Here is a 21,705-nt window from a genome sequence, read left to right as displayed (position 1 = left end):
CGGGGACGAGCGCTCAGGCCCTGGGGTGGGCGTTGAGGTAGCTCTGTTTGAGCCGTTCGGCCGACACGTGGGTGTAGATCTGGGTGGTGCCGAGGCTGGCGTGGCCGAGCAGTTCCTGGACCGCCCGCAGGTCGGCCCCGCCGTCGAGCAGATGGGTGGCCGCCGTGTGGCGCAGGGCGTGCGGGCCGGCCGGCCCGTTCCCGGGAACATCCGCGAGCAGGGTGGCGACAAGACGGTACACGGCCCGCACGCCCAACCGCCTCCGCCCGGTGCCGAGGAAGAGCGCCGCGACGGGCGACGGGGGCAGTCCGTCCGGGAGCTTCGCCGCTGCGAGGGCGGGGCGTCCTCGGTCGAGGTAGGCGAGGATGGCGGACTGGGCGGGCACGCCGAACGGCACCACCCGCTCCTTCTGTCCCTTTCCGGTCACCCGCACGGTGAGCCGGTGCAGGTCGACGTCTGCGGTGTCGAGGCCGACGAGCTCGGAGACCCGGAGCCCCGACGCATAGAGCAGCTCGACAATCGCGAGGTCGCGCAGGGCGTGCGGCTCGCCCGTGGCTGCGCGCTGCTCGAGATGGCCGAGCAGATCCTGCATCTGGACCCGATTGATCACCCGGGGCAGGGTGCGGCCGGGCTTGGGTGAGCGCAGCCGGATCGCCGGGTCGGCCGGGCTCGCGCCGGTGCGGGCCAGCCACGCCGTGAAGCCCCGGGCCGACGCGGAGCGCCGCGCGATGGTGGCCCGGGCGAGGCCGGCCTGGCTGCCCACCCAGAGCCAGTCCCGCAGGAGATCCAGGGTCAGTGCTGCGGAGTCGACGACGCCGCGCCCCTCGGCGAAGGAGAGGAGCCCGGACAGGTCGCTCCGATAGGCGCGGATGGTGTGCGGTGAGAACCCTCGCTCGGCGGCGAGGTAGACGGTGAAATCGGCGAGGGTCGCCGTCAGGCGCACGGCGTCACGCCACGCTTCCTGGCGCGGAGCCGGCCTGGCGGGAGAACGCCTCGGTGCGTTCCTCGGGGGTGAGCGCCTCCATCCGGGCCAGGAAGTCCGCGTCGAACCGGGTCGCGACGTCGAATTCGCCCAGCGGCACGGTCGAGTGCACGATCTGGTCGTCGTGCACGTGCACCAGGTTGATCGACTGGCCGCCGATCCGGCCGACCAGTTCGCCCTGCGGCGCGCTCGCGTCGAGGGTGTAGCAGGTGGCGGCGGCCACCGACACCGGGATTCCGGCGAACAGACCGGTGGTGGCGTAGTGCAGGTGACCGCCGAGAACGGCCCGCACATCCGTGCCGCGGATGACCGCGGCCAGCCGCTCCTGCCCGCGGAGTTCCAGGATGCTCATCAGCGGGACCAGGGTGGGGATCGGCGGGTGGTGCAGCGCCAGCAGGCTGCCGTGGGGCGCCGGTGTGCGGAGCACCTCGGCGAGCCAGTCGAGCTGCTGCCCGGTCAGGTCACCGTGGTGGTAGCCGGGCACGCTGCTGTCCAGCGCGATCAGGCGCAGACCATTCAGGTCGAACACCGCGTCGACCGGGGCATCCGCCTGGGTATCGGACTCGGCTTCGCCGAGGAGGTCGGCACGGAAGGCGGCACGTTTGTCGTGGTTGCCCATCACCCAGACGACCCGGGCGCCGAGCCGGTCGGCCGACGCCTGCACGAGCGCGCGCACCCGGCGGTAGGCATCCGGCTCGCCGGTGTCGGCGATGTCCCCGGTGAAGACGAGGGCGTCGGGGCGCAGCCCGGAGCGTTCGAGCTGGGTCAGTGCCTGGCGCACCGGGGTGTCGGTGTCGACGGTGCCGTAGAGCTCGCGGGAGCCGCCGAGGAAATGCGTGTCGCTGATGTGCACGATCAGGTGGCTGGCCGGCGCGTGCTGGCCGAACTGGACCCGGTGATTCTGAACCCCTGCCATGACCTGCCTTTCCTTGATGCCCTTCACCCTACGGCTCGCCGCCGACGCTCGGTCGGCGCGGCGCGGCCCCCGGTCAGGCGAAAGTGAAGAGCCGCCGCACCACGGATCCATCGGCGAGCGCGTCGAGGCCCTCGTTGAGCTCGGCGATCGGTTTCGTGTCGGTGTGCAGGAGTTCGACCGGGAGGGTGCCGTCGCGCCACATCTGGAGGTAGCGCGGGATGTCCCTGGCCGGCACGGAGTCGCCGAGGTAGGAGCCGAGCATGCGAATCCCCCGTCCGGCGAACTGCAGCGCCTGCACGCTCACGGTCTGGTCGGGGTGCGGCAGCCCGACGGAGACCAGGGCTCCGCCACGGGTGAGCAGCTCGAGGCACACCTCCATGACCCGGGCGCTGCCGACGGCCTCGATGGCGACGTCGACGCCGTCGCCGGCGTGGTCGGCGACGAGCGCGGCGGCCTGGTCCGGCGAACCGGCGAAGTGCGCGCCGGCCCGGAGGGCCAGCTCCTGTTTGGCCGGCAGCGGGTCGATGGCGATCACGCAGGTTCCGGGGATGCGCGCGGCGGCCATGACCGCCATCAGGCCGACGGCGCCGAGGCCGAAGACGACGACGGACTGGCCGGCGGTGACCCGAGCGGTGTTCTCCACGGCTCCGATCCCGGTCAGGGCGGCGCACCCGAACAGGGCCGCGATCTCGAACGACACGTCGTCGTCCACGACGACGACGGATTCGCGGGCGACCACCGCGAACCCGGAGAAGGCGGAGACTCCGAGGTGGTGGTTGAGCCGCTCCCCCGCCGGCGTGGTCAGGACGGCCGCGCCATGCAGGAGGTCCCCGGTGCCGTTGGCCTCGGCCCCACGGTGGCAGAGGGCGGGGCGACCCGCGTCGCAGGCACGGCAGTCTCCGCAGCTCGGCACGAAGACGAGCACGACCCGGTCGCCGGGGCGAACGTCCGTCACGCCGGAGCCGACCGCCGAGATGGTGCCGGCGGCCTCGTGGCCGAGAGCCATCGGCAGCGGACGCGGACGTGCCCCGTTGACCACGGACAGATCCGAGTGGCACAGGCTGGCCCGCTCGATCTTCACGAGCACCTCGCCTGCGCGCGGTGCCGGCATCGCCACGGACTCCAGCCGCAGCGGTCGGCTGTCGGCGTATGGACGCGGCAGCCCGGCGTCGTAGAGCACGGAACTGAGCATCGTTGCCTGCGTCATGCTGTCCAACCTAACCCGCCGGTCAGGTGGAGGCGCGCACCCAGCCGGTTTCCCGCTCCCTGGCCGCCCCGTCGAGGTCGAGGGCGCCGAGGGAGCCCTGCACGGCGGCGACCGAGAGCCCGGCCCGGCGCGCAATGTCATGCACCGTGCGCGGGGACCGGGCGCTCAGGGCGTCGAACACCCGAATCTGGTCGCTGGTGCGCTGACCACCGACGACGTCGCCGGGCAGATCGAGCGGCACCTGGACCACCCGATCACCGACGAGTTCGGCCATCTCCGCCGCCGTGGTCACGCACACGGCGTCGTATTCGCGGATCAGCCGGTGGCAGCCGGCCGATGTCGGACTGGTCACCGGGCCGGGCACCGCGCCGAGGGGACGGCCGAGGGCTGCGGCGTGACCGGCCGTGTTGAGCGAACCGGACCGCCAGCCGGCCTCGAGCACGACCGTGGCCGTGCTCGAGGCCGCGATCAACCGATTGCGTTGCAGAAATCGCCATTTGGTCGGCGCCGCCCCGCAGGGCAGCTCGGAGAGCACAGCGCCGGCGGCGACGATCCGGCCGAGCAGCGCGTCGTGGCCGCTCGGGTAGAACCGGTCGACTCCCCCGGCCAGGAAGGCCGCGGTCAGCCCCGAACTGGCCAGGGCCGCGCGGTGCGCCATCCCGTCGATGCCGTAGGCGGCTCCGGAGACGATCGTGAAGCCGCGGTCGACCAGCCCGGCCGAGGCTTCCATGGCGACGTGTTCGCCGTACCCGGTCGCGGCCCGAGCGCCGACCAGGGCGATCGAGTTCGGGAGCGAGGTGAGGGCCGGTGCGATGCCTCGCCACCAGAGTGCGATCGGGGCGTGGTGGCCGAGGTCGTCCACCCCGCACGGCCACACATCGTCCCCGGGAATGGCGAGCCGGGCCGAGACTCGAGCGGCCTGCCGGAGCGCCCGGATGACGTCCGCCGAGGACAGTCGTGGTCGCCACCGTTGCAGGGCCGGTTCCAGGTCGGAGCCCAGATCCTCCGCACCGCCGGCATCCGCGAGCAGCGCCGCGAGTCGGTCCGGGGTGCCGGGATCGAGCACGGCGGCCAGTGCCGGCCCGGCGCCGAGTCGGTCGACCAGCGCCCCGGCAGTGCCGTCTCCGGGCTCCGCGATGCAGGACCAGGCGGCCCTGGCGAACACCTCACCCGCGACACCGGGCTCAATCTCACCGGGTTCGGACCTGCCGTGCGTGGCAGCCGCGGGGCGCACCCCGGCGGCGAGCTCGGCAACAGCGGCCTCCTCCAATCCGAACAGCATCACGATGACATTCCCTTCCGCAGGTAGAGCGCCTGGCCGAGGTGTTCGGGCCCTGGCCGCGCGACACCGCCGAGATCGGCGACGGTCCACGCCACCCGGAGCACTCGGTCGTAGCCGCGCATGGTGATCCCGCCGCGCTCGAGGGCCCGGTCGAGCACCGCGGTGGTCGCACCGGGGAGCCGGGCCGGCCCGCCACGCAGCCACGGTCCCGGCACCTCCGAGTTGAGCGACCAGGGCGTGTCGGCAAGCCGTTCGGCGGCTGCGGCCCGGGCCGTGACCACGCGTTGCCGCGCGGCCTGGCTGGTCAGGCGCGGTCCGTCCGCGGCCAGGCGCAGCTGCGCCGCGGTGATCCGCTGCACCCTCAGCTGGATGTCGATCCGGTCGAGCAGTGGACCGGAGAGCCGGGCCAGGTATCGCCGGCGGGCGCTGGGCGGGCAGCTGCACTCGAGGTCGGCGGCGCCGTACTGGCCGCAGGGGCAGGGGTTCGCGGCCAACACGAGCTGGAATCTGGCCGGGAACCTGGCCACCGCATTCGCGCGATGAATGCTGATCTCGCCCGATTCGAGCGGTTGGCGGAGTGCGTCGAGCACGGCGGAGGCGAACTCCGGCGCCTCGTCCAGGAACAGAACGCCGTGGGAGGCCCGCGCCGCCGCGCCTGGGCGGATTCGGCCGCTGCCCCCGCCGACCATTGCCGCGGCGGTGGCGGTGTGGTGGGGCGCCTCGAGCGGCGGCCGGGTGACGAGGGCACGGCCGACGCCACGCCCGCTGAGCGAGCGCATCGAACTGACCTCGAGGGAGGCCTCCGGATCGAGATCGGGCAGGAGTCCGGGGAGCCGGGCCGCCAGCATTGTCTTGCCCGCCCCTGGCGGGCCGACCATGAAGAGATGATGGCCGCCGGCCGCCGCGATCTGCAGGGCCAGGATGGCATCATCGTTGCCGATCACATCGGCCAGTTCCGGTTCGGCGGTGTCGGCGCCGTCCTCGCCCGGCGCCTCGATCACCTCGACGTCGACCGGTTCGAGCCGGGAACCGTGCCAGATGGCGGCGTCCCGGAGGGACGCGACTCCGACGACCCGCATGCCGGGCACCAGGGAGGCCTCCGCGGCGTTGCCTGCCGGGACCATCACCGTGGTGTGGCCCAGTCTGGAGGCGGCGAGCACGGCGGGAAGCATGCCTGACGTCGGGCGCAGCCGACCGTCCAGGGCGAGCTCGCCGATGTGCACCACCGATCCGACCGACGCGGCGGACACCACCTCATCGGCGGCGAGACAGGCCAGCGCGATCGCCAGGTCGAAGCCGGACCCGTGTTTGGGAAGGGCCGCCGGGGACAGGTTGATGGTGAGCTTGTTGCGGGTGAGCGGGCAACCCGAGTTCTGCGCTGCGGTGCGCACCCGCCAGGTGGCCTCCGAGAGTGCGGCGTCGGGCAGACCGATGAGCACGATGCCCGGCAGCTGGCCGGAGATGTCGGCCTCCACTTCCACCAACGCCCCGGTCAGGCCGAGGAGCGCCACCGCGTGCGTTCGCGCAAGCGCCATCAGAACACCCTGGCCATCAGAACACCCCGGCACGGTGTTCGATCTCCGGGTCGGCCCCCGGCCGAGCAATGACCGACACCGCGTCGATCCGGATGCGCGCCGGCCGGGTCATCGCCTGATCGCACCAGGCCGCGGCCAGCCGGCGCAGTCGGGCGAGCTTCTGCACCGTGATCGCCTCGAAGGGATGCCCGAAGCGCGTTCCCGACCGTGTCTTCACCTCGACGAACGCGACCTCGCCGTCCCGCTCGACGATGAGGTCGATCTCACCCTGGTCGCACCGCCAGTTGCGCGCGACGACCCGGTAGCCGGCGGCGACGAGGAACACTGCGGCGCGTTCCTCGCCCAGCCTGCCCAGCTCATCCTTCTCTGCCACGGGTGCCTCCGGGACCAGAGTGTCCCGGCCGGGGCCGCTGCCCCGGTGCCGTCCGGGATAGGTGCGGAGAGTGTCCGTGCCCGTCCTGTGGAGGAACGGCGGCGGTTCCGCGGGGTCAGGCCGCTCAGAGACCCAGTTTTGCCAGTTCGGCGTCCATCCGGTTCGCGATTTCCGCGTAGCCCACGTCGTTGGGGTGGAGGTTGTCTGCGGCCATCCATTCGGGATGCCCGTCCAGCCAGTGCGAGGCGCCCGGGATGTAGTCGGCGTCGATCGCGGCGGCCGCGTCCCTGACCCAGCCGATGATGCGCTCCACGGATTCGGGCCGGTCGTCGGTGTACCAGAACGGTTCGACGATGATGAACCGGGCGTCGGGCAGGGCCCTCTTCATCTCGGTGAAGTCGCGTTCAATCGCGGCGCGCACGTCGTCGGCGCGGTCGCGCATGACGAAGTTGTCGTTCAACCCCATGGTGCTGAACACGATGTCGGGTTTCGCCCCGATCACCCGGTCGACCAGGTCTGGTCCGGGCAGGTTGGCCCGGTTGTTCACGAAGCCGAGTCCGTTCGTGCTCGGGTTGACCTCGGTCCAGTCGTGCTCGGCGGACACGATGGTCGACCAGCGCGCGGCCCGGTTCGACGCGCCGGTGCCGCGCGTGTATGAGTCGCCGTAGAACGCGACGACGGTCGACCCAGCGACGGTCGAGCCCGCAACGGTCGAGCCAGCGACGGTCGAGCCCGCGACGCTCGCCCCCGCGACAATGGCGATGGTCCCGACGCACAACGCGCCGATCACGGTCAGGAGGACGATTCGGCGGCGCAGGGTCATGACTCTCATTCGGCAGCGGTGGCCCTTCCGGATTGGTCGCGCCTTCAGTCGACGCTACTCCCGGGACGCACGTTCAGCGCACGAGCGAGGGAATCCCGGCGCCGGCAGCGGCGAAGGCCGCATCCGTGGCACCGAGAACGCGGAGAATATTCCCGCCGATGAGGGCGGCGAGGTCCTCCGCGGACCAGCCACGCCGGGCGAGCTCGGCCAGCAGTGCCGGGTAGCCGTCGACGCCCTCGAGGCCCGCCGGGAACTCGTCCGTACCGTCGAAGTCGCCGCCGAGTCCGATGTGCCGGATGCCCGCGACCCGGCGGGCGTGCTCGATGTGGTCGGCGACGTGCACGATCGACACCTGAGGCGCCGGGGTGTCCTGGGCACCGTTGAACCAGGCCGAATAGTCCATGGTGAGGAACTGCGGAACGAAGGTGATCATGACCACGCCTCCGTTGGCCGCGAGCCGCACGAGCACGTCGTCCGGCACGTTCCGGGGATGATCGGCCAGGGCCGTGACGCAGCTGTGACTGAAGATCACCGGGGAGTCGGTCACGTCGAGGGCTGCGTGCGCCGTGGCGGGCGACACGTGAGAGAGGTCGACGAGCATGCCGAGCCGGTTCAGTTCCCGGATGTACTCCTCCCCGCGCCGGGTCAGGCCGCCGTGCACGCGCTCGTCGGTGCCCGAATCGGCCCAGCTCGTATTGTGCACGTGGGTGAGAGTGAGGTAACGCACGCCGAGTCGGGCGAACATCCGCAGCACCGCCGGCGAGTCGTTGAGGCAGCGCGCGCCCTCGGCACCGAGCAGTGATGCGACCCGGTCGTCCGCCCTGGCCGCCTCGACGTCGGCCGCGCTGCGCGCGATGACGAACTCCCGGGGGTAGCGGGCCGCGAGCCGGTAGACCCAGTCGATCTGTTCGAGGGTCCCCTGCACGGCGTCGGCGTCGCGGTGGTCGTCGCTCACGTAGACCGACCAGAATTGCGCGCCGACCCGGCCGGCGCGGAGTCGGGCGATGTCCGTGTCGGTGGCCAGACCGCGTTCGAGGCCCTCGACCGAGTACTCCCGCTCCTCGCGGCAGACCCAGGCCCAGTCGTTGTGGCCGTCGATGACCGGCGCGAGTTCGAGTGCCCGGGCGACGACGGCTGCGAGAGGATCGGCGGGAGTCATGCGTCCACGCTAGCGGCAGGCCGTCCGATGACTCGTAGTCTGGAACCATGGGATTTCGCAATGAGCTGGTCGACCTGCAGATGAAGACGATGAACGTGCTGCACCGGGCCGTGTTCCGGGTCTCCGGCGGGCGCGTCCTCGCCTCCTTCGGGTCGATGCCCGCGGTGGAGCTGCACACGATCGGCCGCTCGAGCGGTAAACGGCGCGCCACGATGCTCACCGCTCCCGTGCACGACCGGCACCGCTACGTGCTGATCGCGTCGAAGGGCGGCGACGACCGCAACCCGCAGTGGTACCTGAACCTGGTCGCGAACCCGGAGGTCGAGCTCACCGTGTACGGCACCACCATGCCGATGCGCGCCCGCACGGCGACCACGGAGGAGAAGAGCGTGCTGTGGCCGCAGATCGTCGCCTCGTACAAGGGCTACGACGGCTACCAGCAGAAGACCAACCGGGACATCCCGGTGGTCATCTGCGAGCCGCGTTGACCGCTCGCCGCTAGGCCTGCAGCACCGCGTCGGGCAACACGGTCGCGGTGCGCGGGAACGCCGGCGGATGCGCGCCGGCCATCTCCTCGAGCACCCGGATGACCTGGCAGCTGTAGCCGTATTCGTTGTCATACCAGACGTAGAGCACGGCCTTATGGTCGGTCGTGATGGTGGCCAGCCCGTCGACGATCCCGGCCCGGCGTGAACCGAGGAAGTCGCTGGAGACCACCTCCGGCGAGTCGATGTAGTCGATCTGCTTGTGCAGGTCGGAGTTCAGGCTCATCGAACGCAGGTATGCGTTGAGTTCGTCCTTGTCGGTTTCCCGCTCGAGGGTGAGGTTGAGGATCGCCATCGACACGTCGGGGGTGGGCACCCGAATGGCGTTGCCGGTCAGCTTGCCGGCCAGCTCGGGGAGGGCCTTGGCCACCGCTTTCGCCGCGCCGGTCTCGGTCAGCACCATGTTGAGCGCCGCGGAACGGCCCCTGCGGTCACCGGAGTGGAAGTTGTCGATCAGGTTCTGGTCGTTCGTGAACGAGTGCACGGTCTCGACGTGCCCGTCGACGATGCCGTAGCGGTCGTTGACGGCCTTGAGCACGGGGCTGATCGCGTTGGTGGTGCAGGATGCCGCGGTGACGATCAGGTCGTCCGCCGTGATCGAGGTGTGGTTGATGCCGTGCACGATGTTCTTCAGGCTGCCCTTGCCGGGTGCGGTGAGCAGGACCCTGGCCACGCCTGGGCAGGCGAGGTGCTGGGAGAGGCCCTCCTCGTCGCGCCAGCGGCCCGTGTTGTCGACGACGACGGCATCCTGGATGCCGTACCGGGTGTAGTCGACTGTCGCCGGATCGGAGGAGTAGATGACCTGGATCAGCGTGCCGTTGGCGAGGATGGTGTCGTTGGCCTCATCGACGGTGATGGTGCCCTCGAACGGCCCGTGCACCGAGTCGCGGCGCAGCAGGCTGGCACGCTTGACGATGTCGTTGGCCGACCCGCGGCGCACGACGATGGCGCGCAGTCGCAGCCCCTGGCCGCCGCCGGCGTGTTCGATCAGGATCCGCGCCAGGAGGCGCCCGATCCGGCCGAACCCGTACAGCACGACGTCCGTACTCGTGCGCGGGTCGATGCCCTGCAGGCCGACGACGTCGGCCAGTTCTTCGCGCAGAAACTCGTCAAGGCTCCGACCGGTTTCGTCGCGCCGGCGGGCCAGGTTCAGCCGGGCCAGGTCGATCGAGGCCGCCCCGAGCGCCAGCCGGCCGAGCGCCTGCAGCATCGGCAGGGTGTCTTCCAGAGACAGCTCGACCTCGTCGATCTGCCGGGCGAAGCGGTGCGCCTTGAGCAGGCCGACCACCGACTGGTTGATCAGGCTGCGTCCGTGCACGCTGGTGACGACGTTATTGTCCCGGTACAGCCGGCCGATCAGCGGGATCATCGCCTCCGCCAGCTCCTCCCGGTTGATCCATGTGGCTCGGCAGCGATCAGCATCCTGAAGCAAGGACATCCCTTCTCTCCCGGCCGCATCGTTGCGCCGGGTTCTGCAGGCTGGCAGCCTGGGTCTAGCTATTCGTCGAGCGCGAGTTCCTTGGGCAACTCGAACTCTTTGGAGGCGAGTTCCTCCACGTTGACGTCCTTGAAGGTCAGCACGCGCACCGACTTGACGAAGCGGTCGGAGCGATAGACGTCCCAGACCCAGACGTCCTTCATGGTCAGTTCGAAGTAGAAGTCGTGCTCCGTGTCACGGCGTACCAGTTCGACTTCGTTGGCGAGATAGAAGCGTCGCTCGGTCTCGACGACGTACTGGAACTGCCCGACAACGTCTCGGTACTCTCGGTACAGGGCCAACTCGACCTCGCGGTCGTAGTCCTCGAATTCTTCTTCTTCCATGGTGTTTCAATCCTACGCTGTGATACTCAGCCACGATTTGCGGTGTAGCAGGGTCGGCCCGAGCAGGGCGATCGCTTTCATGTGGGCCGCACTGCCGTAGCCCTTGTTTCCCGCCCACCCATACCCCGGATTCAGGGCGTCCGCTTCGATCATCAGGCGATCCCGGTGCACCTTGGCGATGACGGATGCCGCGGCCACGGAACCGCAGTCCTGGTCGGCGCGCACCCGGGTGACCACGTTGAGCGGCGTGTTCAGGGCCTTGTTCAGCCAGTCGTCGTTACCGTCGAGCAGCACGACGCTCCCGGCGATGTCGACCCCGGCGGCGTGCAGCTGGGCCAGGGCTCGTTTGCCCGCGAGCCCGAGGCAGGCGATGATGCCCAGTTCGTCGACCTCGGCGGCCGAAGCCAGGCCGACGGCGGAGTGCGACGCCCAGGCCGCCGCGACGGGCGCCATGGCCTCGCGCCTGGGCTCACTGAGCATCTTGGAGTCGCGCAGGCCGGCGGGGATGTTCGCAGCGGCGGGCCCGACGACGGCCACGCCGACGCCGACCGGACCGGCCAGCGCGCCGCGGCCGACCTCGTCACAGCCGATCACACAGCTCGCCCCGGCGGCGATCATGGCCAGCTCCACGTCGAGGGTGGGGTCGACGACCGCCATCTACCTGGTCTCCGTTGTGACCCCGCGGAAAACCTCCGGGTAGTCGTCGAGCCAGCTCCAGCGTGCCAGCGGCCAGCTGATCACCAGGGCGCGGCCGACGACGTTGTCGATCGGGACGAAGCCCTTGCCGGGTGTGTCGCCGTTGTACCGGGAGTCCTTGGAGTTGTACCGGTTGTCCCCCATCACCCAGAGCGATTTCGCGGGGACGACGACGTCGAAGGGATCTTTGGAGACCTTCGTCTCACCGACCGGAAGCCGCGCATACGGTTCCGAGATCGGAATGTCGTTGACGCTCATCTGGCCGAGGGTATTGCAACAGACGACGTGGTCGCCCGGCAGACCGATGACCCGTTTGATCAGGTGGTCGTTGCTGTCCGGGGCGGACAGGCCGACCACGGCGAGCACCCAGTCCACGCCGGCCACAATCGGGTTCTGTTCCAGGGGCGCCTGCGGCAGGAGCCAGCCGCCCGGATCGCGGAACACGACGACGTCACCGCGGCTGATCGGGATGAGCCCGGGCTCGAGCTCGTTCACGATGATGCGGTCGTTCACCAGGAGGGTCGTTTCCATCGACCCGGAGGGGATGTAAAACGATCGAATCAGGAAGGTCTTGATCAGGAACGAGATGAGCAGAGCCACCACGAAAATAACCAGAAGGTCGCGAATGAACAGTGCCACCCCACGCTTCTTGCGCTTCGTTTCTGATGCCACGCGATGTGATCGTGTGGGCAGAGAATTGTCTGTCATTAAACCGCCTGAGCTCCTCACCCAGTGTAAGGGTGAGGAGCTCAGGGAGAAGTCCAGCCGAGGCTGGGAGTCGACTGTTAGTCGCGCTTCTCTTTGATCTTGGCCTTCTTGCCACGCAGGTTGCGCAGGTAGTACAGCTTCGCGCGACGCACGTCACCGCGGGTGATGACCTCGATGTGGTCGATCACCGGGGAGTGCACCGGGAAGGTACGCTCGACGCCGACCTGGAAGCTGACCTTGCGAACGCAGAACGTCTCGCGCACGCCTTCGCCGGAGCGGCCGATGACGACACCCTGGAAGACCTGGACACGAGAGCGGGCGCCCTCAACGATGTTGACGTGGACCTTGACGGTGTCGCCGGCGCGGAACGCCGGGATGTCCTTACGGAGGGATGGTGCATCCACCTGGTCGAGAATATGCATATTGGTTCGCTCTCTGTATCCGCCACAGGACGACTACGATTTGTGCCGGACGACCCGCTTCACGCGAACCGCGTCGGCAACCGACTGAGTATGTTTCGTGCCAGATGTTGCAGCTCCCCTGTGGCAGAGGCTTGCTACGGCACAAACGCTGATTATGTCATGGAAGCGGCCTGCGCCGCAAAAGAACGCCGCTACTGCTCGGTGGGCTTCTCGTCCGCCGCCTTCTCACGGATGACGATAACCGAGGGATCGATCGTGCTGTCGAAGCGAGGCGGCCTGGCAGCACCCTGACCGCCCGCGGCCTGCGCCGACCCGAACCGGGCGGTTTCGTCGATCACGACGAGCATCTCCCGCATCCTGGCCCTGGCGGCGTTGTAGAACTCCCAGATGACGAACCAGAACGCGGCAAGACCTACGGCGACGACAAGCACGGGAAGACCGGATGACGCCGTGCTGAAACCGACGGCGACGATCATGGCATGCCAGAGGGTGAGAACTCCCACGTCGGCCCAGGACACCGCTCGACGGGTGCGCACCTCTTTGCGGGCGTAGATGAGCAAGGCCACCAAGAGCAGGCCGATGCCGAGGATCACCCCGCCGAAGAAGCTGCCGAGCACCATCCAGCCACTCGCGCCGAACATCGACGCGCCGACCATCAGCCATGCGGGCAGCACGACGACGGCGATGAATTGCCAGTAGTAGAAGACTCTGCGTACGAACACGAGATCAGACTACCCGCGCGATTTGGCGTCCGGCTCGGAGTTCGCTGGGGGCAGAAGGTCGGGGCGCACCCGGCGCGTGCGTTCGAGCTGCTGCTCCCGACGCCAGGCTGCGACCGCACCGTGGTTTCCGCTGAGCAGCACGGGCGGCACGTCGTGGCCTCGCCAGCTGGACGGCTTGGTGTAGCTCGGGTATTCGAGCAGCCCGTCCTCGTGCGATTCCTCGACCAGGCTTTCCGGGTTGCCGACGACGCCGGGGATCAGCCGCCCGATGGCCTCGATCATGGCCATCACGGCGACCTCTCCCCCGTTGAGCACGTAGTCGCCGAGCGACACCAGACGCACCCGCCCACTGGCCGCGTAATGGTCGAACACCCGCTGGTCGATGCCCTCGTAGCGCCCGCAGCCGAAGACCAGGTTCGGCTCCACGGCCAGGGCCCTGGCCATCTTCTGGGTGAACACCTCTCCGGCCGGGGACGGGAAGATCAGGACCGGCCCGGCATCCGCCCCCGCTTCGCCCTCTGCCCCGGCGCCGGAGACCTCGCCGAGGATCTCGTCGAGTGCCTCGCCCCAGGGCTCCGGTTTCATCACCATCCCGGCGCCGCCGCCGTAAGGAGTGTCGTCGACGGTGTTGTGCCGGTCATGCGTGTGATCGCGCAGGTTGTGCACGCGCAGGTCGATCAGTCCCGATTGGCGGGCCTTGCCGACGAGGGAAACGTCGAGGACGGAAAAGAACTCCGGAAAGATGGTGAGGATGTCGATGCGCACCAGTGAAGTCTAAGAGCGGATGAGCGCCGGCTCGTTCGCTTCGACGAGCTTGGCGGCCCGGTTCACCTTGGTGCGGTGCGAGAAATAGACCGGCAGCGCGGTGAACAGGATCGCTCCGAGCAGGTTGCCGACGAGCACGGGGACCTGGTTCCAGACCAGCCACTGGCCGATGCTGATGGGGGCGCCGAGCATCATGCCCGCCGGGATGGCGAACATGTTCACGATCGCGTGCTCGAAGCCCAGGCTGAAGAAGATCGTGACCGGCAGCCACATCGCGAGCACCTTCCCGGAGGTCGACTTGGAGACGTAGAACATCATCGTGCCGAGCGCGACCATCCAGTTGGCGAGCATGCCCTTGATGAAGGCAACGAGGATTCCGGCCGGGCCGGCCGCCTCGTACGGCAGCACCTTGTGGTCGGCGAGGTTGATGATCGCGTCGATCACCGGGTCGGTGGTCTGGGTGCCCATATAGGTGATCGAGATGACATAGAGGAGGGCGAAGAGAACCGCACCGAAGAGGTGCGCGCCGATGACGACACCGAAGTTGGTGAGGCCCTTCTTGAGCGTCGTGCGGCCCTCGAGGATCGCGAGCGGGATAAGGGCGAAGCTGCCGGTGACCAGCTCGAGGTTGAGCAGCAGAATAATGGCGAAGCCGACCGGGAAGAGCACGGCGCCCACGATGGGCAAGCCGGTTTGGGCGGCCGCGGTCAGGGAAACCGCCGTGGCGGCACCGAGGATGGCGCCGGACAGGGCGCCGCGCAGGAACATCTGCTTAATGGTCAGTCTGGTTTTTAGGACACCGGAATGAATAATGTCATCGATGAGTTGGTCCGGTTTGACGTACGACATGCGGCGGTTCTCCTTGGAGGGTGTACCGCGTCATGACGAGGAGGGAAGTCGGACGGGCGCGGGCGCCACTCCCCGGGTGAGAGTCTGGCGCGCCTATGCGCCTTCGCTATCCGGCTTTTCCGCCGGAGAAGTCTGGGTGTCCGTTGGGGACTCCGGTTCGGACTCTGGTTCGGTGTCCGGCTCGGTGTCCGGCTCGGTGTCCGGTTCGGTGTCCGGTTCTTCCGGCAACTCCTCAAGGAGTCCGGGCGGCGGCGTGATCGTAACGATGCCGGTCGTGATGTCAACGGAGGGCACGATGGCCTTGACGAAGGGGATCATCACTTCGCCGGCCGGGGTCTTCACGATCAGCAGGTCCTGCGCCGGCATGTGCTCGAGCCGGGCGATGGTGCCGATCGCCTCGCCATCCCGCACGACGGAGAGTCCGACCAACTGGTGGTCGTACCAGGCGTCTTCTTCGTCGGGCTGTTCCGCGTCGTCCTGGTCGATCCAGAGGATCGCCTTGGCGAGGGCCTCGGCCGCTTCGCGGTCGGGCACGTCCTTGAAGAACCCGACGGCGTGCTGGTTGTACCAGCGCAACTCAACGAGCTCGATGGTCTTGCCGTGCCAGGGTGACCCCGTGGGGACCTGAAGGGTGAACACGGCGCCCGGGACGAAACGACGTCCCGGGTCATCCGTGAACAGTTCGAGCTTGATGGCGCCCTTAAGGCCGTGCGCCTTCGTCAGACGCCCCACCCGGAGTTGACTACGGGGAGGCGTGCTGTCGTTCACACTCATTACCAACTACTCGCTTACGGTTCTTTAGAAATCGGTGTCGACGACGTCGACCCGCACGCGCCTGCCATCGGCCAGCGCGGCCACGAGGGTGCGCAGTGCCTTGGCGGTGCGCCCAGAGCGACCGATCACGCGGCCGAGGTCTTCGGGGTTCACGCGAACCTCGAGCACCTCGCCACGCGGGGAGTTCTGGGCGGCAACGTGCACGTCGTCCGGGTGATCAACGATTCCCTTGACGAGGTGCTCAAGCGCGGGAGCGAGCAAGGCTACGCCTTGTCCTCTTCGGTGGCCGTTGCGTCAGCTTCGGTCTCCTTGGGAGCCTCTTCCTTGGCGACGGGCTTGTCGGCCTTCGGCTTCAGAACCGGCTTCTTCTTCTCGTCGGCGACGAACGCGACCTTGGCTTCTTTGAACTTCACGGTGCTGACGGCGTTCTTGTCACCCTTGAAGATGCCCCAGTCGCCGGTCAGCTTGAGGAGAGCGGCAACCTGCTCGGTCGGCTGTGCGCCGACGCCGAGCCAGTACTGCGCACGCTCGGACTTGACCTCGATGACGGAGGGCTCCTGCGTGGGGTGGTAGATGCCGATCTCTTCGATGACACGGCCATCGCGCTTGGTGCGCGAGTCGGCGACAACGATGCGGTAGTACGGTGCACGGATCTTACCCATGCGCTTCAAACGAATTTTGACAGCCACAATTCTCCTGTGTTTTTGATTTTGGCGAACTGACGGCCGTGAGCGTGGGGGCACACTCGGCACAAGCTCAATAAGGTGGTTTTTTCCTGCGTCTGAGTAGAGGGTCGAACGCAAGAGAACTCGACTAACCATTCTGCCAGACGATGCCCCGATTCCGATAATCGGCATTCGGCGCACCCGCCCTCGTGGCCGAGCACCCCCAATCGGTGTCAGGATTGTGCCAGGACGCACCCAAATCGGGGTGACCCTTCGAAAGGCTCAACGTGGAAATCGAGTTCGCCCGCTCTGAGCGGTCGACCATCGGCATCGAGTGGGAACTCGCGCTGGTCGATCGCGACACCGGCGACCTCGTCTCCATCGCCGACGAAGTGCTCCACGACCTCCGCGGGGGCGACGGCTCGGCGCATCCGAAGATCACCGGCGAGCTGCTCCTCAACACGGTCGAGCTGGTGTCCGCGGTGCACCACACCGTGGCCGGGGCCGTGGCGGATGTCGTCGGCCAGGTCGGCGAAGTCCGCGCGATCACCGACCCGCGCGGCGTCGACCTCATCTGCAGCGGATCGCATCCGTTCGGCCAGTGGTTCGACCAGCAGGTCACGAACAAGCCCCGGTACCACCGTCTGATCGACCGCACCCAGTGGTGGGGCCGCAACATGATGATCTGGGGCATCCACGTGCACGTGGGCATCGAGGACCGCAACAAGGTGATCCCCATCCTCAACGGCCTGCTCACCTACCTGCCGCACCTGCAGGCGCTGTCCGCGTCGAGCCCGTTCTGGGCGGGCGTGAACACCGGCTACGCCTCGAACCGGGCGCAGATGTTCCAGCAGCTGCCCACGGCCGGCCTGCCCTGGATCCTGGAGGACTGGGCGGCGTGGGAGCGCTACGTCGAGGACCTGACCGTCACCGGCATCGTCGATGATGTGACAGAGGTGCGCTGGGACATCCGCCCGTCGCCGCGCTGGGGCACGATCGAGATCCGTGCCTGCGACGGCGTCTCCACGGCCGAGGAGCTGGCCGCGATCGCCGCGTTCATCCAGTGCCTGGTCGAGTGGATGTCGACCCGGCTGGATGCGGGCGAGACAGTGCCTCATCTGCCGCAATGGTTCGCGCGAGAGAACAAGTGGCGCGCGGCGCGGTACGGGCTCGACGCTGAGATCATCGTCGACTCCGCCGGCTCCGAATGCCACGTCGTCGACGATGTGCGGCGCCTGATCGGGGTTCTCTCCCCCGTAGCGGAACGCCTGGGCTGCCTGCCGGAGCTTCTGGGACTGAACCTGATCCTCGATGCCGGGGCGAGTTACCAGCGCCAACTGCGGGTGGCCGACGCGGCCGGCGGCGACCTGCCGAGCGTCGTACGCTCCCTCGCCGACGAACTGCGCACGGGACTCGTCGCGCGCTGAGCCGGCTCTCCCGCCCGGTGATCGAGCCGCCCGGTGATTGAGCCGCCCCGTGATTGAGCCGCCCGGTGATTGAGCCGCCCGGTGATTGAGCCTGTCGAAATCACCCCGAACAACTCCTCCACAAAGCGCCGTTGATCAGGTTATCCACCCCTTTCCACCATGCCGTCCCGGCCGGTCACGAATGTCGGTGGCTGGTCGTAAAGTTCGGGTATGGCCACCCTGGTGAGCACCTCCCAACAGCAGCTCGGACTGCTCTTCGACGCGGTCGCGGCAGCCGACAAGGCGATCGCCCAGTGCTTCGCCGCCCGGGCCGAGGCTGTCGACCGGGCCCGCCGGTTCAGCGCCGCGCACGCCGTCGGAATCCCGCTCAGCCTGCAGGCCCGGTGGACCCGGGAGGAGATCGCCGAACGGGAGCTCTCCAGCGAGCTGGCCGCGACCCTGCGGATCCCGGAGCGCACCGCGGAGAACCTCCTCGCGGAGAGCCGGGCGTTGGCCGACGACCTGCCCGGCACCCGGGCGGCGCTGGCGGCCGGTCGGATCAGCTACCGGCACGCGCAAACGGTGGTCCAACAGTCCTGGTCGATCCCGGTCGACGGACTCGCCGCCTTCGAACAAGCCCTGCTGCCCGCGGCGGAGAAGCTCACCGTGGCCAAACTCAAGCACAAGGCCCGCCTGTTGCGGGAGAAGTTGCACCCGGAGACGATCACCACCAGGCGGGAGAAGTCGATCGCGGACCGCACCAGCGGGGTGATCCCCGAGCACGACGGGATGGCGACGCTGTACGTGACGACGGGGGCGGAGCTGGTGCAGGCGATCTTCCACCGGGCCACCGACCTCGCCACCAGCCTGCAGGGCCCGGGCGAAACGCGCACGCTCAGCCAGATCCGCACCGATGTGCTCAGCGACCTGCTGATCGACGGGGTCACCCCCACCGGGGTGGGCGCGGGAGTGAAAGCGAGCGTGCAGGTGACCGTGCCGGTCATGACACTCCTCGGTCACAGTGACGAGCCCGGCTACCTCGAGGGGTACGGGCCGATCGACGCCGACACCGCCCGGGACCTCGCCTCGCGGGCGCCGAGCTTCACCCGGCTACTCACCCACCCCGAAACCGGGGTGATCCTCTCCGTCGGCCGAGACCGATACAAGGTCCCCAAACGCATGCGCCAATTCCTGCGCCTCCGCGACGAAACCTGCCGCTTCGTGGGCTGCAACCGGTCCGCACGCAACGCGGAACTCGACCACACCCATGACTGGGCGCTGCAGGGCATGACCGCAGCCGACAACCTCGCCCACCTCTGCACAGCCAGCCACGCCCTGAAAACCCAAACCCGCTGGACCGTCACCCAACAACCCGGCGGCATCCTCACCTGGACCTCACCCACCGGGCGCGACTTCACCACCGAACCCGCCACCATCCTCCCCACCGAACCACCACCGACAGCGCCGGCGCCGGCGCCGGCGACAGCGGCAGGGTCAGCGGCAGGGTCAGCGGCAGCCCGCTACGACGACGCACCGTTCTGAGCGACTGCGGCATCGAAATGGGCGTCTGGGTCAGCCCTCGTTCTTGGAGTCGCGCCAGGCGAGCCAATCGGTCAGGCGGTCCAGCTTGTACTCCGGGCCCGACAGTCCGAGGGTGAACAGGCGGGCACCGAGGTCGTAGAGCTGGTCGGCTTCCTCCACGCTCCGCCCGCGGAGTTCGGTGGAGATCTCGATCTCGGCCAGGTCGCGGCCAACCGTGTCGCACCAGTCGGCCAGCACGCCGAGCTTGTGTTCGAGCACGTCCGGGCGGGAGAACGAGTGCCAGATGTCGGCGTGACGGGCGACGATGTGCAGTGTCTTCTTCTCGCCGCCACCGCCGATCAGCACGGGAATCTTCCGGACGGGCGGCGGATTGAGCTTCGCCCACCGTGCCTCGATCCGAGGCAGGTCTTCGGCCAGGGCGTCCAGCCGGCTGCCCACGGTGCCGAAGTCGTAGCCGTACTCGTCGTAGTCGCGCTCGAACCAGCCCGAACCGGTACCGAAGATGAACCGGCCGCCGCTGATCTGGTCGATGGTGCGGGCCATGTCCGCCTGCAGATCGGGATTCCGGTAGCTGTTGCAGTTCACCAGGGCACCGATCTCGATGGTGGTGGTCTGCTCCGCCCAGGCGGCCAGTATCGTCCAGGACTCGAAATGGAGCCCGTTCGGGTCACCCGAGAGCGGGAAGAAATGGTCCCAGTTGAAGGCGACATCGGTTCCCATCGCCTCCACCTGGGCGACGGCATCGCGGATCGTGCCGTAAGTGGCGTGTTGGGGGGCCAATTGCGCGCCGATGCGCACCGGGCGGGTAGCGGCTGAAGTCATGCGGCCAGCATAATCCGACCGCCCCTGGCCCGGCCCGCGTTCCGCCCCGTGGCCGTCGGGCGACCCGGGCGTTACCGCCCGAGCATCTTCTGCAGCGCGGCCATCTCTTCTTCGGTGGGTCCGCCGGGCTTGCCTGCCCCCGGCTTGCCGCCACCCAGGCCGAAGCCCGTTCCGCCGGCCGTTGCCGCACCGGCGGGCTTCTCCCCCGACGCGAGCGCTGCGTTCTCCGCCGCGCGCTTGGCCGGGTTTCCCGACTTCGAGCCCTTCTTCTTCGGTTGCTGCTTGCCTCGGTTTCCGCCCAGGCCGGCGCCTGGCATCGGGCCCATCCCGGGAATGTTGGGCATGCCGCCCTTGGCGACCGTCTTCATCATCTTCGCTGCCTGCTCGAAACGCTGCACCAGCTGGTTGACCTCGGTCACGCTGGAGCCGGCGCCCTTGGCGATGCGCAGGCGGCGGGATCCGTTCAACAACTTCGGGGTGGTGCGCTCGGCCTTCGTCATCGACTGGATGATCGCCTCGGTGCGCACGATCTCGCGCTCGTCGAAGTTCTCAAGCTGCTGCTTCATGGCGCCTGCGCCGGGGAGCATGCTCATCATCTTCTTGATCGAGCCCATGTTGCGCAGTTGCTGCATCTGGCTGAGGAAGTCGTCGAGCGTGAACGAGTCGGTGGAGAATTTCTCCGCCATCTTGCGCGCTTCGTCTTCGTCGAAGGCGCCCTGGGCTTGTTCGATCAGGGTGAGGATGTCACCGAGGTCGAGGATGCGGCTGGCCATCCGGTCGGGGTGGAACGGCTCGAAGTCGTCCAGGCTCTCACCCGTCGACGCGAACATGATCGGGCGGCCGGTGATCGATGCCACGGATAGCGCCGCACCACCTCTGGCGTCACCGTCCAGCTTGGTCAGCACGACACCGGTGAAGTCGACGCCGTCCTGGAAGGCCTTCGCCGTGGCGACGGCATCCTGGCCGATCATCGCGTCGATGACGAAGAGCACTTCGTCCGGCCCGATAGCCGCACGGATGTCCGAGGCCTGCTTCATCATGTCGGCGTCGACGCCGAGACGGCCCGCGGTGTCCACGATGACCACGTCATGCATCTTCTGCTGGGCGAACTTCACGCCGTCGCGGGCCACCTGCACGGGGTTGCCGACGCCGTTGCCCGGCTCAGGGGCGAAGACGGCGACGCCGGCCTGCGCTCCGACGACCTGGAGCTGGGTGACCGCGTTGGGGCGCTGGAGGTCGGCGGCGACCAGAACGGGCGTGTGACCGTCCTTCGCCAGCCACTTCGCGAGCTTGCCGGCGAGGGTCGTCTTACCCGCGCCCTGGAGGCCGGCGAGCATGATGATGGTCGGCGGCTTCTTGGCGAATTCGAGCCGGCGCTGCTGGCCGCCGAGGATCTCGACGAGTTCCTCGTTGACGATCCGCACCACCTGCTGTGCGGGGTTCAGCGCCTTGCTGACCTCGTCGCCGAGGGCACGCTCGCGCACCTTCCCGGTGAAGTCCTTGACGACGTCGAGGGCGACGTCGGCATCGAGGAGGGCGCGACGAATCTCACGGACGGTGCCGTCAACATCCGCCGCACTGAGCTTGCCCTTGGTGCGGAGATTCTTGAACGTCTCGGCCAGGCGATCTGAGAGGGTTCCAAAAGTAGCCATTGTGCTTCTACTTTAACCGGTCAGCCGACCCTCGGTGAG

The 21,705-nt window shown here is 68.4% G+C and carries 24 protein-coding genes; 3 read left to right on the top strand and 21 right to left on the bottom strand.

Translation table 11 applies throughout. The features are described from left to right. Nucleotides 1-13: 13 nt before the first annotated feature. From QMG61_RS00590 to QMG61_RS00555, 8 genes are all read right to left on the bottom strand, one after another. Nucleotides 14-943, bottom strand: a complete 930-nt coding sequence (locus QMG61_RS00590) for a tyrosine recombinase XerC (RefSeq protein WP_283492387.1) — start codon at nt 941-943, stop codon at nt 14-16. Nucleotides 944-947: 4 nt separating this feature from the next. Next, nucleotides 948-1,898, bottom strand: coding sequence for a phosphodiesterase (locus QMG61_RS00585; protein ID WP_283492386.1), 951 nt, complete (start codon nt 1,896-1,898; stop codon nt 948-950). A gap of 73 nt (nt 1,899-1,971) precedes the next feature. Next, nucleotides 1,972-3,090: an alcohol dehydrogenase catalytic domain-containing protein gene (locus QMG61_RS00580; RefSeq protein ID WP_283492615.1), complete on the bottom strand. Its 1,119-nt coding sequence runs from the start codon at nt 3,088-3,090 to the stop codon at nt 1,972-1,974. Nucleotides 3,091-3,127: 37 nt separating this feature from the next. Further along, complete coding sequence (dprA, locus tag QMG61_RS00575) at nt 3,128-4,387, bottom strand: DNA-processing protein DprA (protein ID WP_283492614.1); 1,260 nt, start codon at nt 4,385-4,387, stop codon at nt 3,128-3,130. After that, entirely contained in the window at nt 4,387-5,922 is a 1,536-nt protein-coding gene (locus QMG61_RS00570) for a YifB family Mg chelatase-like AAA ATPase (RefSeq protein WP_283492385.1), read from the bottom strand. The genes dprA and QMG61_RS00570 overlap by 1 nt, the downstream gene beginning before the upstream one ends. A gap of 16 nt (nt 5,923-5,938) precedes the next feature. Then, nucleotides 5,939-6,295, bottom strand: coding sequence for a YraN family protein (locus tag QMG61_RS00565; protein WP_283492384.1), 357 nt, complete (start codon nt 6,293-6,295; stop codon nt 5,939-5,941). A gap of 124 nt (nt 6,296-6,419) precedes the next feature. Beyond that, entirely contained in the window at nt 6,420-7,118 is a 699-nt protein-coding gene (locus tag QMG61_RS00560) for an SGNH/GDSL hydrolase family protein (RefSeq protein WP_283492383.1), read from the bottom strand. 73 nt (nt 7,119-7,191) lie between these two features. Next, nucleotides 7,192-8,277 (bottom strand): dipeptidase, encoded by a 1,086-nt coding sequence (locus QMG61_RS00555; RefSeq protein ID WP_283492382.1) that lies wholly within the window; start codon nt 8,275-8,277, stop codon nt 7,192-7,194. A gap of 47 nt (nt 8,278-8,324) precedes the next feature. On the opposite strand from QMG61_RS00555, the gene QMG61_RS00550 reads away from it, so the two are divergent. Next, nucleotides 8,325-8,765 carry a nitroreductase/quinone reductase family protein gene (locus tag QMG61_RS00550; protein WP_283492381.1) on the top strand — a complete coding sequence of 147 codons (441 nt, stop codon included), beginning with the start codon at nt 8,325-8,327 and terminating at the stop codon, nt 8,763-8,765. 10 nt (nt 8,766-8,775) lie between these two features. On the opposite strand, the gene QMG61_RS00545 is transcribed toward QMG61_RS00550, so the two are convergent. The 11 genes from QMG61_RS00545 to rpsP form a co-directional block, all read right to left on the bottom strand. Continuing rightward, nucleotides 8,776-10,260: a glyceraldehyde-3-phosphate dehydrogenase gene (locus QMG61_RS00545; protein WP_283492380.1), complete on the bottom strand. Its 1,485-nt coding sequence runs from the start codon at nt 10,258-10,260 to the stop codon at nt 8,776-8,778. Between the two features lie 59 nt (nt 10,261-10,319). Continuing rightward, entirely contained in the window at nt 10,320-10,643 is a 324-nt protein-coding gene (locus QMG61_RS00540) for a DUF2469 family protein (RefSeq protein WP_130176401.1), read from the bottom strand. Between the two features lie 12 nt (nt 10,644-10,655). Beyond that, on the bottom strand, nt 10,656-11,300 hold the full coding sequence (rnhB, locus tag QMG61_RS00535) for a ribonuclease HII (RefSeq protein WP_283492379.1): 645 nt from the start codon (nt 11,298-11,300) through the stop codon (nt 10,656-10,658). Further along, complete coding sequence (gene lepB, locus QMG61_RS00530) at nt 11,301-12,047, bottom strand: signal peptidase I (RefSeq protein WP_283492378.1); 747 nt, start codon at nt 12,045-12,047, stop codon at nt 11,301-11,303. 77 nt (nt 12,048-12,124) lie between these two features. Next, nucleotides 12,125-12,469, bottom strand: a complete 345-nt coding sequence (gene rplS / locus QMG61_RS00525) for a 50S ribosomal protein L19 (RefSeq protein WP_134368536.1) — start codon at nt 12,467-12,469, stop codon at nt 12,125-12,127. 191 nt (nt 12,470-12,660) lie between these two features. Then, nucleotides 12,661-13,191 carry an MFS transporter gene (locus QMG61_RS00520; RefSeq protein WP_283492377.1) on the bottom strand — a complete coding sequence of 177 codons (531 nt, stop codon included), beginning with the start codon at nt 13,189-13,191 and terminating at the stop codon, nt 12,661-12,663. 9 nt (nt 13,192-13,200) lie between these two features. Continuing rightward, nucleotides 13,201-13,956, bottom strand: a complete 756-nt coding sequence (gene trmD / locus QMG61_RS00515) for a tRNA (guanosine(37)-N1)-methyltransferase TrmD (RefSeq protein WP_283492376.1) — start codon at nt 13,954-13,956, stop codon at nt 13,201-13,203. Between the two features lie 9 nt (nt 13,957-13,965). Continuing rightward, nucleotides 13,966-14,805 carry a formate/nitrite transporter family protein gene (locus tag QMG61_RS00510; RefSeq protein ID WP_283492375.1) on the bottom strand — a complete coding sequence of 280 codons (840 nt, stop codon included), beginning with the start codon at nt 14,803-14,805 and terminating at the stop codon, nt 13,966-13,968. A gap of 93 nt (nt 14,806-14,898) precedes the next feature. Continuing rightward, nucleotides 14,899-15,579, bottom strand: coding sequence for a ribosome maturation factor RimM (gene rimM, locus QMG61_RS00505; protein ID WP_283492374.1), 681 nt, complete (start codon nt 15,577-15,579; stop codon nt 14,899-14,901). Nucleotides 15,580-15,603: 24 nt separating this feature from the next. Beyond that, entirely contained in the window at nt 15,604-15,840 is a 237-nt protein-coding gene (locus QMG61_RS00500) for an RNA-binding protein (protein WP_283492373.1), read from the bottom strand. Between the two features lie 2 nt (nt 15,841-15,842). Continuing rightward, nucleotides 15,843-16,268, bottom strand: a complete 426-nt coding sequence (gene rpsP / locus QMG61_RS00495; RefSeq protein ID WP_283492372.1) for a 30S ribosomal protein S16 — start codon at nt 16,266-16,268, stop codon at nt 15,843-15,845. 263 nt (nt 16,269-16,531) lie between these two features. Between rpsP and QMG61_RS00490 the strand changes: the two genes are divergently transcribed. Then, entirely contained in the window at nt 16,532-17,671 is a 1,140-nt protein-coding gene (locus tag QMG61_RS00490; protein ID WP_283492371.1) for a glutamate--cysteine ligase, read from the top strand. Between the two features lie 210 nt (nt 17,672-17,881). Next, entirely contained in the window at nt 17,882-19,192 is a 1,311-nt protein-coding gene (locus QMG61_RS00485; RefSeq protein ID WP_283492370.1) for an HNH endonuclease, read from the top strand. 30 nt (nt 19,193-19,222) lie between these two features. Here QMG61_RS00485 and QMG61_RS00480 read toward each other — a convergent pair whose 3' ends face one another. After that, a complete protein-coding gene (locus QMG61_RS00480) occupies nt 19,223-20,014 on the bottom strand; it encodes an LLM class F420-dependent oxidoreductase (RefSeq protein ID WP_283492369.1) in 792 nt (263 codons plus the stop codon). 71 nt (nt 20,015-20,085) lie between these two features. Further along, nucleotides 20,086-21,666, bottom strand: coding sequence for a signal recognition particle protein (gene ffh / locus QMG61_RS00475; RefSeq protein ID WP_283492368.1), 1,581 nt, complete (start codon nt 21,664-21,666; stop codon nt 20,086-20,088). Between the last annotated feature and the right edge of the window lie 39 nt (nt 21,667-21,705).

The organism is Cryobacterium sp. PH31-AA6 (assembly GCF_030063195.1).
Classification (GTDB): domain Bacteria; phylum Actinomycetota; class Actinomycetes; order Actinomycetales; family Microbacteriaceae; genus Cryobacterium.
Note: the sequence above shows the minus strand (reverse complement) of the source record. Positions and strands in the feature narration are given on the sequence as shown.